Consider the following 16,385-nt stretch of genomic DNA (forward strand, 5'->3'; position numbering starts at 1 on the left):
CGCCCGGCCCGCATCACTCAGCTCCGACGGTTGCGGAGGACGGGGACGGCACCCGCCGCGCCCAGCACCACGACGACCAGGCCGATGCCCAGCCACGCCGGGAACCCACCGCCGTCGCCCTCGCGGTCGGCCTCGGCGGAGGTCGCCTCGGGGCCGTCGGTGATCTCGTCGATCGACGGTACGTCGCTGCTGGCGCTCGTGCTCGGCACCTCGGTCGGCGCCGCGGACGTGGGCGTCTGCGTCGGTGTCGGCGTCGCCGTCGGGTCGGACGCGGGCGGGGTCTCGGACGGGCTCGTGGACGGGCCCGCGGAGGTCGGACCGTCCGGCTTCGGGGCGGCGGGCTTCGACGTCGTGGACGGCTTCTTCTTGCCGCCGCCTCCCGTCCCACTCCCACCGGCGGCTCCGGACGACGTCGGGGCCGGTGTCGGCTTCGTCTCGACGACACGGGGCGTGGGCGCGACGTCCGGCGGCGCCGCGCGGCCGGCGCCCTGGTGCCACGAGAACGCGACGTAGCCGCCGTCGGGGACGGTGAGGCCACCAACGCCTCGACTGGCGTACGTCCAGCTGCCCGACCGTCCGTCGGACCACCACAGGCTCCAGTAGGCGTCGGTCTCGGTGCAGTCGCCGTCGGACGGATTGCCGTTGACCTTGCACACGAAGCCGCTCATCCCGGCCGCCTGGCTGTACTCGATCCGGTAGCCGGCGTCGGCGAAGTTGCTCGCGGCATAGCCGCCGCCGTCCGCGTCACAGCCGGCGCTGATCCCCGCGCCGAGCTGGTTGGAGTCGACGACGACGGTGATGCCCTTCGCGCCTCCGCAGGCCGCGGCACTGGCGCCGCTCTGGGGAAGCAGCACGGCGGTGGCCGCGACGAGGATCGTCGCGGCCACCGCTCGCGATGCGCTGCCGAGGGTCATCAGCGGACCCGGGTCGTGGCCTTGCCCTTGCGGTCGGGGAACGCGCCGACCACCTTGACCTTGGCCTTGCCCTTCTTCTTCACCTTGACCTTGACCTTGGCGACGCCCTGGGCGTTCGCCGTGGCGGTCGCGCTCTTCTTGCCGACCTTGACCGTGACCGGCTCGCCGGCCGCGAGCCCCTTGACCTTGATCGTGACCTTCTTCTTGGCCTTGACGATCGCCGGGACCTTGACCTTGAGCTTGGTGGCGTCGAGGGCCTTGAGGGTCGACGTCGTGGTGCCGCCGAGGTAGGTCAGCGTGACGGCGTGGTCCGCAGTGCCGGCCGGGATCGGGAACGACGCGCTGGCCGGCGCCGTGAGCCGCTGGGCCGTGCCCAGGCCGGTCACGCAGACCTGCTGGCCCGCGCGGGTGCCCTGGAGCGCGACGGCGGCCGTCGTCCCTGCGTCGACGAAGGTCGGCAGGCTCGGCTGCGCCGGCGCGAGATAGGCCAGGCCAGCCAGCGCCTGGGCACTGGCGAGCTGCCACTCACCGGCGATCGGGCCGGGAGCGATCGCACCGGCGTCCACGGCCTCCTTCATCGAGGAGGTGGAGTAGGACACCGCGCCGTGCTCCGTGTCGATCCCGCGCCCTCCACACCCGGGAAGGGCGACCACCTGGTGCCCTGCGATCCAGGCTGCAGACTTGGCGGCCGCAGCCGTCTCGCCCGCGACGCCCAGGGCCCACGCGGCCACGCCCGTGGTGTTGGCGTTGTCGGGCGTGTAGTAGGGGTCGCTCTTGTCGCCGCTGTCGCCGAGACCTCCGTCGGCGGCCTGCTTGGTCTTGAGGAAGTCGACGGCCTTGCTGACCGAGGTCACGATCGCTGGGGTCGCGTCGACGGAGCGCAGCGCGATCACGCTGTAGGCCGTGTAGTCGACGTCCGGGAAGGCACAGTCGAAGGACCAGTAGCCACCGGCGCACTGGGTCGCGGTGAGCGCGCTGGCCGCGGTAGGCGCCTCGGCATTGCCCAGCGCGTCGAGGGCGAGCACTGCCCAGACCTGGCTGTAGACGCTGCCGCCGTCGATCTCGCCGGTCGCGTCGTCAACGGCGGAGGCCGTCGCCTCAGCAAGGTCGAGCCCGCCCGCGTTCGTGGCGTCGCCGCCGGCGGCGGTGACGAAGTAGGCGGCCTTCGCCTTCCGGCCGTCGGTGTTGGCCCAGGCAGCGACACCGTCGTCCACGCCGTCGCGCAGGGCGGCCAACCGAGCGGGAGTGGCCGTGCCGGTCGCCAGCAGGCTGAGTCCGTAGTCGATGGTGGTGCCGACGTCGCCGCCGATCAGGCCGTTCTGGAGCTCGGACTCGAGCCAGGCGGCCACGGCCTGCGCCTCGGCGTTGGCTGGTGCGGCGTGCGCGGCCGGCGCGGGCGCGACGGCCATCAGGCCACCGGCGACGACGGCACCTCCGGCGACGGCGGCGATCGCGCGGTGGACGAGGGAACGAGTGGACATGTGGGGCCTTCCCGCTGCAGACGGCGGGCGGGCCCAGATCTCCTGTGCCGCTGACCCGCTGCTCTCCACGACAGCGTTGTGTCAGGACGCGCCACGGCGGGTGCTCCGGCTCACCGCTCCCGGAGGAGCGGTCCACGGTTGCGGGTCAGCGCCGGGATTCGACCGGCTTCCCCCGCCACGGGCGTGTTCTCGATGTGTCCTGCGGAGTCTAGCTCCGGGGCTCCGGGTCGTCGTCATCGGGAACCACCGCCAGGCCGAGGGAGCGGGCGGCGGCGCGCAGCGGGCCGTCGAAGGTGGCGACAGCGGCGCCCGACTGCTGTGCGGTCAGGAGCACACAGCAGTCGGGGATCGTCAGACGGGTCGTCAGGCGAAGGTGGGCGAGACGGGTCGCGGCGTCCGCCGGGAAGGCGACTTCTGTGACGCCGATCGCCGACAGGCCTCGCATGAACTCCTCGGCCCGCGCCTGTTTCGCCGGACCGACGAGAGCCTCGGCGAGATTCAACGTCCCGATGACCAGCGGTCGGTCGCCGCGACGGGCCACGAGTCCCTTGGCCACGCTGTGATGGGGATCGTTCGCGTCACCGACAGCGATCAGCACGTTCGCGTCGAGAGCGATCATTCCCGCCAGCCCTCACGGATCTCCTCGAGATATCCCGGCCAGTAGACCCCGGTGAAGGAGCCGGCGAAGTCATCGAGCGCCTGCCGGCGCGCCAGGGATGCTTCGTCGAGTTCGACCTCGATGGCGTGGAAACCCACCTCGACCAGATGGGTCAGCAGCCGGGCCGGCCGGTCCCTGTCCTCCGGCCACTTCCGCGCGGCCGCATCGAGCGCAGCGGTGACCGCGTCGGTCTCCGTGATCGCATGGCGCGGCCGGCTGGTGGGCATGCGCCAAGTGTAACACCGCAGCCGCGGTGTCACACCTGGCGAGGGAGCCCTCCGGCGGGAGTCAGGAGAGCTTCTCGAGCACCAGCTCGCGGACCCGGCCGGCGTCGGCCTGGCCGCGCATCTCCTTCATGACCGCCCCGATCAGCGCGCCCGCCGCGGCGACCTTGCCGTCGCGGATCTTGTCGGCGATGTCCGGGTTCTCGGCGATCGCCTTGTCGACCGCCGCCGACAGCGCGCCGTCGTCGGAGACCACGGCGAGCCCCCGGGCGGCGATGATCTCCTCGGGTGTGCCCTCGCCGGCGAGCAGGCCGTCGAAGACCTGGCGGGCCAGCTTGTCGTTGATCGTCTTCGCGTCGACGAGCGCCTGGACGGCGGCCACCTGGGCCGGTGTCACGGCGAGCTCGCCGAGCTCGACGCCCGCGTCGTTGGCGCGACGGGCGAGCTCGGTGAGCCACCACTTCCGGGCCGCCTGGGGCGTGGCACCCGCCGCGACGGTCTGCTCGACGAGGTCGAGCGCGCCGGCGCCGACGGTGTCGCGCATCTCCAGGTCGGTGAAGGACCACTCCTCCTGCAGCCGGGCCCGCTTCTGGGTGGGGTTCTCGGGCAGCGTCGCGCGCAGTTCCTCGACCCACTCCCGCGACGGCGCCACCGGCACCAGGTCGGGCTCGGGGAAGTAGCGGTAGTCCTCGGCGTCGGACTTCTCCCGCCCCGAGGAGGTCGAGCCGTCGTCCTCGTGGAAGTGCCGGGTCTCCTGGAGGACGGCTCCGCCGGCGTCGAGGATGCCCGCGTGCCGCGACATCTCGAAGCGGACCGCGCGCTCGACCGAGCGCAGCGAGTTGACGTTCTTCGTCTCGCTGCGGGTGCCGAGCTTCGCCTCGCCCTTGGGCGCGAGCGAGAGGTTGACGTCGGCCCGGATCGAGCCCTGGTCCATCCGGGCGTCCGAGACGCCGAGCGCGACGATGAGGTCGCGGAGCTGGGCGACGTACGCACGGGCCACCGCCGGCGCCTTCTCGGCGGGCACCAGGATCGGGCGGGTGACGATCTCGATCAGCGGGATGCCCGCGCGGTTGTAGTCGACGAGCGAGTAGTCGGCGCCGTGGATGCGACCGGTCGCGCCACCGACGTGGGTCGACTTGCCGGTGTCCTCCTCCATGTGGGCGCGCTCGATCTCCACCCGGAAGGTCTCGACCTCGCCGTCCTCGGACGGCACGGTGACGTCGAGCCAGCCGTCGAAGGCGATCGGCTCGTCGTACTGGGACGTCTGGAAGTTCTTCGGCATGTCCGGGTAGAAGTAGTTCTTCCGCGCGAACCGGCACCACTCGGCGATCGAGCAGTTCAGCGCCAGGCCGATCCGGATCGCCGACTCGACCGCCTTGCCGTTGACGACCGGCATCGCGCCCGGCAGGCCGAGACAGGTCGGGCAGACCTGGGTGTTCGGCTCGGCACCGAAGGCCGTGGGGCAGCCGCAGAACATCTTCGTGTGTGTGTTGAGCTCGACGTGCACCTCGAGGCCGAGGGCCGGGTCGTACTTCGCGACGACCTCGTCGAACGGAACGAGCACCTCGCTCATCGGGGACCCTCCAGCGTCGGAGCCTTCGCCAGGATGGGACCACCCCAGCGCTCGGTCAGCGCGGCCTCGACAGCCGCACCCACCCGGTAGAGCCGGTCGTCGGCGAGCGCCGGCGCCAGCACCTGGAAGCCGACCGGCAGGCCGTCCTCGGCGGCGAGGCCGGCGGGGACGGAGATGCCGGGGACGCCGGCCAGGTTGGCCGGGATCGTGGCGAGGTCCTGCAGGTACATGGCCAGCGGGTCGTCGAGCTTCTCCCCCAGCGGGAACGCCGTGGTCGGCGCGGTGGGCGAGACGAGGACGTCGACGTCCTCGAAGGCCGCGGCGAAGTCGCGCGAGATGAGCGTGCGGACCTTCTGCGCCTGGCCGTAGTAGGCGTCGTAGTAGCCGCTCGACAGGGCGTAGGTGCCGATCATGATGCGGCGCTTCACCTCGTCGCCGAAGCCGGCGTCGCGGGTCGCCTTCATGACCGCCTCGGCGCTCGGCGGGGCACCGTTGCCGGCCGCCTCGGGGACGACGCGCAGGCCGTAGCGCATGGCGTCGAACTTGGCGAGGTTGGAGGAGCACTCCGCCGGGAGGATGAGGTAGTAGGTCGCCATCGCGTGCACGAAGGTCGGGCACGACACCTCGCTCACCTCGGCGCCGAGGTCCTTCAGCAGGGCGACGGTCTCGGCGAAGCGCTCCATCACGCCCGGCTGCCAGCCGTCTCCGGCGAGCTCCTTGATGACGCCGACCTTGAGGCCGGCGAGGTCGCCCGTCGCGCCCTGACGAGCGGCCTCCACGAAGCCACCCACCGGGGTGTCGACCGAGGTCGAGTCGAGCGGGTCGTGACCGCCGATCAGCTCGTGCAGCAGCGCGGAGTCCAGCACGGTGCGGGTGACCGGCCCGACCTGGTCGAGGCTGTTGGCGAGCGCGACCAGGCCGTAGCGCGAGACGCCGCCGTAGGTCGGCTTCACGCCCACCGTGCCGGTGACCGCGCCGGGCTGGCGGATCGAGCCGCCGGTGTCGGTGCCCAGAGCCAGCGGCGCCTCGAAGGCCGCCACGGCCGCTGCCGAGCCGCCGCCGGAGCCGCCCGGGATCCGGGTCTGGTCCCAGGGGTTGCGCGTCGGGCCGTACGCCGAGTGCTCGGTGGAGGAGCCCATCGCGAACTCGTCCATGTTGGTCTTGCCGAGGATCGGCAGGCCGGCGTCCTTGATCCGGCGCACCACCGTGGCGTCGTACGGCGGCACCCAGCCCTCGAGGATCCGCGAGCCGCAGGTCGTGGGCAGCCCCTGCGTCGCGAGGACGTCCTTGACCGCGATCGGCACGCCGTCCAGCGTGTGCCGGGTCTCCCCCGCGGCGCGCCGCGCGTCGGACTCGGCGGCCTGGGCCAGCGCGCCCTCGGCGTCGACGTGGAGGAAGGCGTGCACGCCGGCCTCGGCGTCGCCGTCGACGGCGGCGATGCGGTCGAGGTGGGCCCGGGTGATCTCGACCGAGGTCGTCTCGCCGGCGGCCAGCGCCTCGGCCAGCTCGGCCGCCGTGCTCCGGATCAGCTCACTCACTGCTCGTCCCCCAGGATCTGCGGGACCCGGAACCGCTGCTCCTCGGCCTCCGGAGCGCCGGCGAGCGCCTGCTCGGCGGTCAGGCCGGGCACGACGACGTCGTCGCGGAAGACGTTGGTCAGCGGGATCGGGTGCGAGGTCGGCGGCACGTCGTCGCCGGCCACACCGCTGATGGACGCGACCGCCTCGAGGATCACGTTGAGCTGGGGAGCGAGATGGTCCAGCTCGGCGTCGTCGAGGTCGATCCGGGCGAGGTCGGCCAGGTGGGCCACCTCGTCGCGGGTGAGTTGAGACATGCCGGCGATTCTAGGTCGTCGGCCGGTCCCTAGAATCCGGCGGGTGCACGCCCTCGCTCCCGTCCCACGCCGCCTCCCGCAGCGCGTCGTCGTGGCCGGTGCCCCGGGCGAGCAGCTGGCGGCCTTCCTGGCCCGCCTCGCGGCGGCGCTCGACGTGCCGCTGGTCCCCCTCGCCGAGCTCTCCGGGCCCGCCGAGGTGGCCCGCCTCGCGGCGTTCGACGGCTGGGTGACGACGGCCGACGAGGAGTGGGCGCGCCCCACGCTCCTCGGGCGGGCGGACCTGCTCCTCCAGGTCGACCTGGATCCGGCCGGCTTCACCGGCCGGGTGCGCCGCACCCTGCGCCGGATCCGCTCCGACCTGCGCGCGCCCGACCTGGGCTGGGTCGCGACGGCCGCGTCGGGGCTTCCGGGCCTCGAGGTCCTCCGGCTGGCGGACGCGGACGCCGCCGACCGCTGGCTGCGCGCTCTGGTCCACGCCTAGGGAACCCTAGGGCAGGTGGCGCCGCAGGAACCGTCCGGTCCGCTCCATCGACAGGTTCCACTCCGGCCCGAACGCGTGCTCCTCGCCGGCGTAGGTGCGCAGGGTGACGTCGACGCCGGCCTGCTCCATCAGCCGCGCCGTCGTCCGGCTCCACCGGATCGGGCAGGAGTCGTCGGACGTGCCGTGGTGGATGAGCACCGGCTCGGTGACCTCGCCGAAGTAGGTGCGCGCGCTGACGCCCTGCCAGAAGGCGGGGTTGGCGGACGGCTCGCCGTACCTCCGCAGGATCCGCCGGGCGACCCCGTCGCGGGCCGGGTCGGGGCGGATCCAACGCTCGAAGTTGTCCACGGCGTCGGAGCTCACCGGCGCGAACACCACGGCCGCGTCGACCAGGCCCGGCGTGACGGCGAGCGCGTTGTAGACCACGCCCCCACCCATCGACCGGCCCACCAGCGCGATCCGCTCGTCGTCCACGGGGCCGTCCCAGCCGCGCAGGGCGAGGACGGCGTTGACCACGTCCTCGGTGTAGCCCAGCCGCATGTCGAGACCGCCGCTCGGATCGCGGTCCGAGCCGGCATGACCGCGGTAGTCGACGTGCAGGGCGACGTACCCCTGGTCGCCGAACCACGACCGCTCCCGGGTCATCCCCTGGCCGTTCACGTAGATCCGGGGATCGATGTACCCGTGGGCGAGCACGACGGCCGGGAACGGGCCGGGCCCCTCCGGCACCGCGAGCCGCCCCGACACCGTCAGGCCGGCGCTGCGGTAGGTCACGGCGTACTGCCGGTGCCGCGCGGTCCGGGCCACCTCCGCGCCCAGGCGCAGCCGGCCTCCGTCGAACGCCGTCTGCGCGAGAGCGGGCAGCGACACCGGATGGGGTACGGCGGCAGCAGGCTCATCGCTGGGCGAGGCGTCGCCGCTCGGGGCAGGCGGCGACGTCGGCGACGTCGGCGATGTCGGCGCCGTCGCCGGGCCGGTGCCCGGCTCGCGGGCACCGGAGCACCCGGCCATCATGGCCGCCACCACCGCCAGGACGAGGACCGCCGCGATCCGGCACGGCCACACCCGTCGCTCGCCCTCGGCCCGGTCGGTGCGCTCGGCCACCGGTCTCACTCCCCCTCGGCGGCGTCCTCGGCAGCGTCGTCTGCAGCGTCGGCGGCGGGCGGGCCGTTCTCGAGCAGCGCCTTGAACCCGTCCTCGTCGAGCACGGGAACCCCGAGCGCCTCGGCCTTGTCGGCCTTGGAGCCGGCGTTCTCGCCGACCACGACGAAGTCGGTCTTCTTCGACACCGACCCGGACGCCTTGCCGCCGCGCGACAGGATCGCCTCCTTGGCCGAGTCGCGGGAGAAGTCCTGCAGGGAGCCGGTGACGACGACGGTGAGGCCCTCCAGGGTGCGGGCGACGGACTCGTCGCGCTCGTCCTCCATGGACACGCCGGCGGCGGTCCACTTGTCCACGATCGCCACGTGCCAGTCGACCTCGAACCACTCGATGACGGCGCGCGCGATCGTCGGCCCGACGCCCTCCGCGGCGGCGAGCTGCTCCTCGGTGGCCGCCCGGATCGCGGCCATCGAGCCGAACTCCTGGGCGAGGGCGCGCGAGGCGCTGGGGCCGGTGTGCCGGATCGAGAGCGCGACGATGACCCGCCACAGCGCGACGTCCTTGCGCGCGTCGAGGTTGGCGAGCAGCTTCTCCCCGTTGGCACTGAGCTGCGGGCCGTCCTCGCCCTTCTTCGGCGCGCGGGTGAACAGCTCGGTCGCCCGCAGCTTGTCGGCGTCGAGGTCGAACACGTCGCCCTCGTTGGTGATCACACCGGCGTCGAGCAGCGCGACCGCGGCCTCGTAGCCCAGGCCCTCGATGTCGAACGCGTTGCGGCTCGCCACGAAGAACACCCGCTCGCGCACCTGCCCCGGGCATGACTCGTGGTTGGGGCAGCGGCGGTCCTTGTCGCCCTCCTTCTGCTCGACCAGCTCGGTGCCGCACGCCGGGCAGGTCGTCGGCGCCACCCAGGGCTGGAGACCCTCGGGACGCAGCGGCAGGACCGGGCCGACGATCTCGGGGATCACGTCGCCGGCCTTGCGCAGGATCACCGTGTCGCCCGGACGCACGTCCTTGCGCTCGACCTCGTGGAAGTTGTGCAGGGTGGCGTTCTCCACCGTCGAGCCCGCGACCTTGGTCGGCTCCATCACGCCGTACGGCGTGACGCGGCCGGTGCGCCCGACGTTGACCGCGATGTCGAGCAGCCTGGTGTTGACCTCCTCGGGCGGGTACTTGAACGCGATCGCCCAGCGGGGCGCCCGGCTGGTGGAGCCGAGCCGCCGCTGCAGGGCGACGTCGTCGACCTTGACCACCACCCCGTCGATCTCGTAGGGCACGATCGAGTGCCGGTTCTCGCCCGCGTGCTCGATGTAGCCCTGGACCTCGGCGAGGGTGGGCAGCACGCGCACCTGCTCGGAGACCGGCAGCCCCCAGGCCGCCAGCGCCTCGTAGGCCTGCGACTGCGCCCGCGGCTCGAAGCCCTCCCGGGCGCCGACCCCGTGGCAGACCATGCCGAGCGCACGGGTGGCGGTGACCCGGGGGTCCTTCTGCCGCAGCGAGCCCGCGGCGGCGTTGCGCGGGTTGGCGAAGGCGGGCTTGCCGGCCTCGGTCATCGACACGTTGAGCGCCTCGAACGCCTCGGCCGGGAGGAACACCTCGCCACGCACCTCGACCAGCGCCGGCACCGGGAACTCCTCGGTGCCGCTCAGCCGGTGCGGCACCGAGGCGATGGTCTTCACGTTGGGAGTGACGTCCTCACCGGTGCGGCCGTCACCGCGGGTCAGCGCCCGGACCAGTCGGCCCTTCTCGTAGAGCAGGTTGATGGCGAGGCCGTCGACCTTGAGCTCGCACAGCAGCGCCGGGTCGGTGATCCCGTCGCGACCGAGGCGGGCGTACCAGGACGCCAGCTCCTCATAGGAGAAGGCGTTGTCGAGGCTCTCCATGCGCTGGAGGTGGTCGACCGCGGTGAACTCGGTCGACACGGCACCGCCGACCTTCTGCGTGGGCGAGTCGGGTGTGCGCAGCTCGGCGTACTGCTCCTCGAGCTCCTCGAGGCGGCGCATCCGGGCGTCGAAGTCGGCGTCGGACAGGGTCGGCTGGTCGAGCACGTAGTAGCGCCAGCGGGCCTCCTCCACCTCGTCGACGAGCGCGGCGTGCTCCTCGCGGGCCGAGGGCGGTACGACGGGGAGGTCGGCCTGGGTCATGGGGACATCTTGCCGCGTCCCACCGACGGCGCGGCGGCGGCCGGCCGACCCTCGGTCGCCCGGTCGGGAGCCACCGGGAGGCCACCGCGGGACGCACTGTCGGTGGTCTCCGGCAGGGTCGTGGAATGCGGAGGGAGGAGACCGAGTTGACAGAACGAAACCGTTCCGTATCATCGATCAACGAAACGAAACCGTTCCGTACCATCTACCCGGAGGCCGCCGTGTCCCCCCGCAAGCCGAGCTCTCCCGAGGCGCCGACCCGTCCCCGGGTCGAGGGAGATCGCGAGCAGGAGATCCTCGACGCCACCCTCGACGTGCTGGTGGACGTCGGCTACGACCGGCTCACCATGGACGCCGTCGCCACCCGTGCGAAGGCGTCGAAGGCCACGCTGTACCGCAAGTGGGACGGCAAGGCCGCGCTCGTCATCGACGCCCTCATGTCGCAGAAGACACCGGTGGAGGTCCCTCCCGACACCGGCAGCCTCCGCGGCGACCTGCTCGCCATGTTCTGCGGGCACGGAGGTCTCACCGACCAGCACCAGACCGCCCTCCTCGGCAGCGTCGTCACGGCGATCGGCCGCGACCCGGAGTTCGCCACGGCGTTCCGGGAGCGGTTCATCGCGCCGAAGGTCGCCGTGGGCCGTCAGGTCTACCAGCGTGCGCGGGAGCGGGGCGAGCTGCGTGACGACATCGACCTCGACATCCTCACCGCGGCGCTGCCCGGCATCGTGCTGCACCGCGGCTTCCTCCTCGGCGACCCGCCGACCACCGACCTGATCGCCCGCGTCGTCGATCAGGTCATCCTCCCGGCCGCCACCCGTGGCTGACCGCTCCACCACCCACTCACTCCTCACACCCAAGGAACCCTTGTGGCCGAAATGACCGCCTCCGACCTGCCCGAGAAGGAGCAGGTCACCCCCGCCGTGAAGCATGCCGGCTGGGCGCTCGTCCTCATCTGCGTGGCGCAGCTGATGGTGGTGCTGGACAGCACCATCGCCAACATCGCGCTGCCCTACATCGGCACCGACCTCGCCATCGACCCGTCGAACCTGTCCTGGGTCGTCACCGGCTACGCGCTCGCCTTCGGCGGACTGCTGCTGCTCGGCGGCCGGCTCGGTGACCTGTACGGCCGGCGCCGGGTGTTCATCGCCGGCGTCGCGCTCTTCGCCGTCGCCTCCGCGCTGGGCGGCATCGCCCAGAACGAGGCCATGCTGCTCGGCTCGCGGGGCCTCCAGGGCCTCGGTGCCGCACTCGCCTCGCCGACCGCGCTGGCGCTGATCACCACGACGTTCCCCGCCGGCCCCCAGCGCAACCGCGCCTTCTCGGTCTTCGCCGCGATGTCCGGCATCGGCGCCGCCATCGGCCTGGTGCTCGGCGGCTGGCTGACCGACCTCGACCCCGGCTGGGGCTGGCGCCTGACCTTCCTGATCAACGTCCCGATCGGCCTCGTGGCGGCGTACTTCGCCCCGCGCCTGCTGCCCGACACCGACCACCACGCCGGCACGCTCGACCTGCCGGGCGCGGTGCTCGGCACCGGCGGCCTGCTGGCCCTGGTCTACGGCATCACCCGGACCAGCAACGTCGACGCCGACACGATCACGGCCGCCAACCCGCACGGCACCAGCTATGGCTGGGGCGACCCGCTGGCCCTCACCGCGATGGTCCTCGGCGTCGTCGCGCTGGTCGCGTTCGTGCTCGTCGAGACGCGGATCAAGCACCCGCTCATGCCGCTGTCGATCTTCGCCAGCCGCACCCGCGCGGTCGCGTTCGTGGCCATGATGGTCACCCCCGCGGCGATGTTCGCGATGTTCTTCTTCCTCTCGCTCTACGTGCAGAACATCATGGGCTACTCACCGCTCAAGACCGGGTTCGCGTTCCTGCCCTTCGCGGTCGGCATGGTGTTCGGCGCCACGCTCTCCTCGAAGCTCGCCGCCAAGGTCGACCCGCGCTTCCTCGCCGGCACCGGCACCATCCTCGCCGGATTCGCGCTGTTCATGTTCTCGCGCCTGGAGTTCGGCCAGGAGAGCTACTGGACCGACATCGCGCCGTTCGTCGTCCTGATGTCGCTCGGCATGGGGCTGACCTTCGTGCCGATGACGCTCACCGCCGTGCACGGCGTGCGCACCCAGGACGCCGGCATCGGCTCCGGCGTGCTCAACACCATGCAGCAGGTCGGTGGCGCGCTCGGCCTCGCGACCCTCTCGGCCGTCGCCTCGCACTACACGACCGAGAAGCTCGGCGGGCTGATGGCCGACAACCCCAACGACCCGCTCAACGCGGGAGCGGCGTTCGCCGACGGAGCCACCCACGCGTTCCTCGTGGGCGCGTTCATGATCTGGGGTGCATCCCTCGTCATCTGGCTGCTGCTCAACGTCAAGCACACCGAGCTCGCCGATGACGCGCCCGAGGGCGTCCACGTCGGCTGATCCCCGCCTCGCAGTAACGGCGGTCGTCCAACCGGACGGCCGCCGTTCCTGATCTCGGGAGCTGGGCGTCGCGACCACGCGCCCCTCCCCCGGTGGTGCCGGGCGCGCCGCGGGTCAGCCGGACACGGACGTCGCGACGGCGCGGGCGAGCTCCAGCGCGCGCCGCGCGTCGGTCGGCGACGCGCCGGCCAGGCCGCAGGAGGGCGAGATCGCCAGCCCCCCACCGACCTTCTCGGGGTCGAGGCCGAGCAGGTCGAGCCACCGCAGCACGCGCTCGACCAGCACCTTGTCGGCCGGTGGGCGACCCGACGTCGGAACGACGCCCAGCACGACGGTGTCGCCCGCCTCCAGCGCCTCGGCGGCGGCGTCGTGCCCCTCGGCGTCGAGCAGGTCGAGGTCGAGCATCACCCCTCGCGCGCCGGCACCCCGCAGCAGCCCGATCGGCACGCCGGGAGCGCAGCAGTGCACCCACGGGGTCGCACCGGCCGCGGAGGCCGCGTCCACCACCCACGCCAGCGCCTCGCTGGCCTCCGGTGGGTGGACGGTGCGGTGCTTGCCGAAGCCCGATGCCGTCGGTACGCCGCCCGCCAGGACCGCCGGCAGCGCCGGCTCGTCGAGCTGCACGATCAGCTCGGTCGCCCCCGGGAGCCGGCGGCGGAGATCCGCGACGTGGTCGGTCACCGCGACGGCCAGCGCCTGGGCCAGCTCCCGGCGGGCACCGTGATCGGCGAGCAGCTTGTCGCCGCGCGGCCGTTCGACCGTCGCGGCCAACGTCCAGGGCCCGGCGACCTGCGTCTTCACCGGGCCCGCATGGCCGGCGGCGCGCTCCTCGAGGGCGTCGAGGTCCTGGGCCAGCAGGCTGCGGGCGCGGCGCTGGTCGACCGCGGGCGCACCGGACGTCCCGGTGAGCCGCCAGCCGTCGGGCTGCAGGTCGGCGTCGAGCTCGGTGACCAGGCCCAGCGTGCGCCCGGTCATGCCGGCGGTCGCACCGCGCCCCGGGACCTCGGGCACGAACGCCAGTCCGTGCGCGCTCGGGGCCAGCTCGCCGAGCACGATCGCGAGCGCCTCGTCGTAGTCACGCTGAGCGGTGCCGGGGAAGGAACCGACGCCGGTGCCCCTGGTCATCCGGCCTCGACCCGCCGGGTCGCGGTGATCGTCGCCGAGCCGACGACCCGGGTGCCGTCGTACACCACGACCGCCTGGCCGGGCGCGATGCCCTCGGCGTGCTCGAGCAGGTCGACGCGCAGCGCGCCGGCGCCGACCCGGACCACCGCCCGGTGCTCGGCACCGTGCGCACGCAGCTGGACCGTCACCCCGTCGCCCTCGAGGACGGTCCCCTCGGCGAGCGGTCGGCCGCACCAGCGGAGCCGGTCACCCTCCACCCGGTCGACGGCGAGCCGCTCGCGCGGCCCGACGGTCACCGTGCCGGAGACGGGCTCGATGTCGAGGACGTAGCGGGGCCGCCCGTCGGGCGCCGGGTGACCCAGGCGCAGACCCTTGCGCTGGCCGATGGTGAACCCGTAGGTCCCGGTGTGCTCGCCGAGCACCTCGCCGGTCGCGTCGTCGACGATCTCACCGCCCTGGTTGGGCGCGCGGTCGCCGAGCTTCTCCCGCAGCCAGCCGGTGTTGTCGCCATCGGCGACGAAGCAGATGTCGTGGCTGTCGGGCTTGTCCGCGACCAGCAGGCCACGGGCGGCCGCCTCGGCACGCACCCGCGGCTTCGGCGTGTCGCCCAGTGGGAACAGCGAGTGGCGCAGCTGCTGCTCGTCGAGCACGCCCAGGACGTAGGACTGGTCCTTCGCGCCGTCGACGGCGCGGTGCAGCTCGACGTCGCCGGCCGCGGACGTGCGGACCGTCGCGTAGTGGCCGGTCGCGACGGCGTCGAAGCCGAGCGCCAGTGCCCTGTCGAGCACGGCGGCGAACTTGATCCTCTCGTTGCAGCGCAGGCAGGGGTTCGGCGTCTGCCCCGCCGCGTAGGTGTCCATGAAGTCCTCGACCACGTCGGTGTGGAAGCGGTCGGAGAGGTCCCAGACATAGAACGGGATGCCGATCACGTCGGCCGCGCGGCGGGCGTCGTTGGCGTCCTCGATGGTGCAGCAGCCGCGGGCGCCGGTGCGGTACGACTTCGGGTTGCGCGAGAGCGCGAGGTGGATGCCGGTGACCTCGTGGCCCGCCTCGGCGGCGCGGGCGGCCGCGACGGCGGAGTCCACTCCCCCGGACATGGCGGCGACGACCTTCACGGGCAGTCCCTTCGTCCGGATCAGGCGCGAGCCGCGCGGGCGCGCTCGACGCACGCACCGATCGCCTCGGCGACGGCCGCCACGTCCGCGGCGGTGCTCGTGTGTCCGAGGCTGAACCGCAGCGAGCTGCGCGCCTCGTCGCTGGTGCGGCCCATCGCCAGCAGGACGTGGGAGGGCTGCGGCACCCCGGCCGAGCAGGCCGACCCGGTGGAGCACTCGATGCCACGGGCGTCGAGCAGCATGAGCAGCGAGTCGCCCTCGCAGCCGGGGAAGCTCAGGTGGGCGTTGCCGGGCAGCCGGTCGACGGGATCGCCGTTGAGGACGGCATCCGGCACCGCCCGTCGTACGGCGGCGACGAGCTCGTCGCGCAGGCCGACCAGGCGGGCGGCGTACTCGGTCTGCTGCTTGACCGCGAGCTCGACCGCGGCCGCGAAGCCGGCGATCGCCGGCACGTCGAGGGTGCCGCTGCGGACGTCGCGCTCCTGCCCGCCGCCGTGCACGAGCGCGGCCAGCTCGACCTCGCGCCGCACGACCAGGGCTCCGACGCCCTGGGGGCCGCCGACCTTGTGGCCCGACAGCGACAGCGCGTCGACGCCCGAGGCGGCGAAGTCGACGGGCGTCGCCCCGACCGCCTGGACGGCATCGGTGTGGACGGGGATGGCGTGCGGTCGCGCGAGCGCCACGACGTCGCCGACCGGCTGGAGCGTGCCCACCTCGTTGTTGGCCCACATGACCGTGATCAGCGCGACCGACGCCGGGTCGCGCTCGACCGCGGCCCGCAGCGCCGCGACGTCGAGCCGGCCGTCGTGGTCGACGGGCAGCAGCTCGACCTGCGCACCCTCGTGCTCCTCGAGCCAGGCGAGCGCGTCGAGCACGGCATGGTGCTCGACCGCGGTCGCGAGGATCCGGGTGCGCGCCGGGTCGGCGTCGCGGCGCGACCAGTAGAGACCCTTGACGGCGAGGTTGTCGGCCTCGGTGCCGCCGGAGGTGAAGACCACCTCGCCGGGGCGGCAGCCCAGCGCCTGCGCGACCGTCTCCCGCGACTCCTCCACCACCCGCCGGGCCCGACGGCCCGACGCGTGCAGCGAACTGGCGTTGCCGACCTCGCGCAGGTGGGCGGTCATCGCCTCGACCGCGACGTCCGTCATCGGCGTCGTCGCGGCGTGGTCGAGATAGACCGTCCGGGAGTCGTTCATGGCGTCTCCAAGGTTACGACCCGGCCGCGCGGCGTACCCATCCGGGACGTCCGGGGGGAGCTGTAACTACCTGTCCTTGCCACTGCCTGATCCGTCTACCAGTCCGGTAGAGGCAA

At 73.1% G+C, this 16,385-nt stretch carries 15 protein-coding genes; 3 read left to right on the plus strand and 12 right to left on the minus strand.

Going from position 1 to position 16,385, the window contains the following annotated elements:
• Positions 1-17 precede the first annotated feature (17 nt).
• From ACPZVR_RS09455 to gatC, 7 genes are all read right to left on the minus strand, one after another.
• On the minus strand, positions 18-914 hold the full coding sequence (locus ACPZVR_RS09455; protein WP_436699324.1) for a hypothetical protein: 897 nt from the start codon (positions 912-914) through the stop codon (positions 18-20).
• Positions 914-2,395: a hypothetical protein gene (locus ACPZVR_RS09460; RefSeq protein WP_436699325.1), complete on the minus strand. Its 1,482-nt coding sequence runs from the start codon at positions 2,393-2,395 to the stop codon at positions 914-916. The genes ACPZVR_RS09455 and ACPZVR_RS09460 overlap by 1 nt, the downstream gene beginning before the upstream one ends.
• Positions 2,396-2,603: 208 nt before the next feature.
• Positions 2,604-3,014, minus strand: a complete 411-nt coding sequence (locus ACPZVR_RS09465) for a type II toxin-antitoxin system VapC family toxin (protein ID WP_436699326.1) — start codon at positions 3,012-3,014, stop codon at positions 2,604-2,606.
• Positions 3,011-3,280, minus strand: a complete 270-nt coding sequence (locus ACPZVR_RS09470) for a hypothetical protein (RefSeq protein ID WP_436699327.1) — start codon at positions 3,278-3,280, stop codon at positions 3,011-3,013. Before ACPZVR_RS09470 ends, ACPZVR_RS09465 begins: the two co-directional genes overlap by 4 nt.
• Positions 3,281-3,341: 61 nt before the next feature.
• Positions 3,342-4,850: an Asp-tRNA(Asn)/Glu-tRNA(Gln) amidotransferase subunit GatB gene (gene gatB / locus ACPZVR_RS09475; RefSeq protein ID WP_436699328.1), complete on the minus strand. Its 1,509-nt coding sequence runs from the start codon at positions 4,848-4,850 to the stop codon at positions 3,342-3,344.
• On the minus strand, positions 4,847-6,388 hold the full coding sequence (gene gatA / locus ACPZVR_RS09480) for an Asp-tRNA(Asn)/Glu-tRNA(Gln) amidotransferase subunit GatA (protein ID WP_436699329.1): 1,542 nt from the start codon (positions 6,386-6,388) through the stop codon (positions 4,847-4,849). Before gatA ends, gatB begins: the two co-directional genes overlap by 4 nt.
• Positions 6,385-6,684 carry an Asp-tRNA(Asn)/Glu-tRNA(Gln) amidotransferase subunit GatC gene (gene gatC, locus ACPZVR_RS09485; protein WP_436699330.1) on the minus strand — a complete coding sequence of 100 codons (300 nt, stop codon included), beginning with the start codon at positions 6,682-6,684 and terminating at the stop codon, positions 6,385-6,387. The genes gatA and gatC overlap by 4 nt, the downstream gene beginning before the upstream one ends.
• 43 nt (positions 6,685-6,727) lie before the next feature.
• Between gatC and ACPZVR_RS09490 the strand changes: the two genes are divergently transcribed.
• Positions 6,728-7,165, plus strand: a complete 438-nt coding sequence (locus ACPZVR_RS09490; RefSeq protein WP_436699331.1) for a hypothetical protein — start codon at positions 6,728-6,730, stop codon at positions 7,163-7,165.
• Positions 7,166-7,171: 6 nt separating this feature from the next.
• On the opposite strand, the gene ACPZVR_RS09495 is transcribed toward ACPZVR_RS09490, so the two are convergent.
• Positions 7,172-8,269, minus strand: coding sequence for an alpha/beta hydrolase family protein (locus ACPZVR_RS09495; protein WP_436699332.1), 1,098 nt, complete (start codon positions 8,267-8,269; stop codon positions 7,172-7,174).
• A 5-nt stretch (positions 8,270-8,274) separates the two neighbouring features.
• Complete coding sequence (ligA, locus tag ACPZVR_RS09500) at positions 8,275-10,407, minus strand: NAD-dependent DNA ligase LigA (RefSeq protein WP_436699333.1); 2,133 nt, start codon at positions 10,405-10,407, stop codon at positions 8,275-8,277.
• Positions 10,408-10,628: 221 nt separating this feature from the next.
• On the opposite strand from ligA, the gene ACPZVR_RS09505 reads away from it, so the two are divergent.
• Positions 10,629-11,234: a TetR/AcrR family transcriptional regulator gene (locus tag ACPZVR_RS09505; protein ID WP_436699334.1), complete on the plus strand. Its 606-nt coding sequence runs from the start codon at positions 10,629-10,631 to the stop codon at positions 11,232-11,234.
• Positions 11,235-11,285: 51 nt separating this feature from the next.
• On the plus strand, positions 11,286-12,833 hold the full coding sequence (locus ACPZVR_RS09510) for an MFS transporter (RefSeq protein WP_436699335.1): 1,548 nt from the start codon (positions 11,286-11,288) through the stop codon (positions 12,831-12,833).
• Between the two features lie 114 nt (positions 12,834-12,947).
• Here the strand turns inward: ACPZVR_RS09510 and ACPZVR_RS09515 are convergent, their stop codons facing one another.
• Genes ACPZVR_RS09515 through ACPZVR_RS09525 form a run of 3 tightly spaced genes read right to left on the minus strand, consistent with a single transcriptional unit; the run spans position 12,948 to position 16,269 of the window.
• Positions 12,948-13,958, minus strand: a complete 1,011-nt coding sequence (locus ACPZVR_RS09515) for a uroporphyrinogen decarboxylase/cobalamine-independent methonine synthase family protein (RefSeq protein ID WP_436699336.1) — start codon at positions 13,956-13,958, stop codon at positions 12,948-12,950.
• On the minus strand, positions 13,955-15,073 hold the full coding sequence (gene mnmA, locus ACPZVR_RS09520; protein ID WP_436699337.1) for a tRNA 2-thiouridine(34) synthase MnmA: 1,119 nt from the start codon (positions 15,071-15,073) through the stop codon (positions 13,955-13,957). The genes ACPZVR_RS09515 and mnmA overlap by 4 nt, the downstream gene beginning before the upstream one ends.
• A 20-nt stretch (positions 15,074-15,093) precedes the next feature.
• The gene (locus ACPZVR_RS09525) at positions 15,094-16,269 is read right to left on the minus strand and encodes a cysteine desulfurase family protein (protein WP_436699338.1); all 1,176 of its coding nucleotides are present in this window, start codon (positions 16,267-16,269) and stop codon (positions 15,094-15,096) included.
• Between the last annotated feature and the right edge of the window lie 116 nt (positions 16,270-16,385).

The sequence above is a fragment of the Nocardioides segetis genome (genome assembly GCF_051390595.1).
Taxonomy (GTDB): Bacteria; Actinomycetota; Actinomycetes; order Propionibacteriales; family Nocardioidaceae; genus Nocardioides.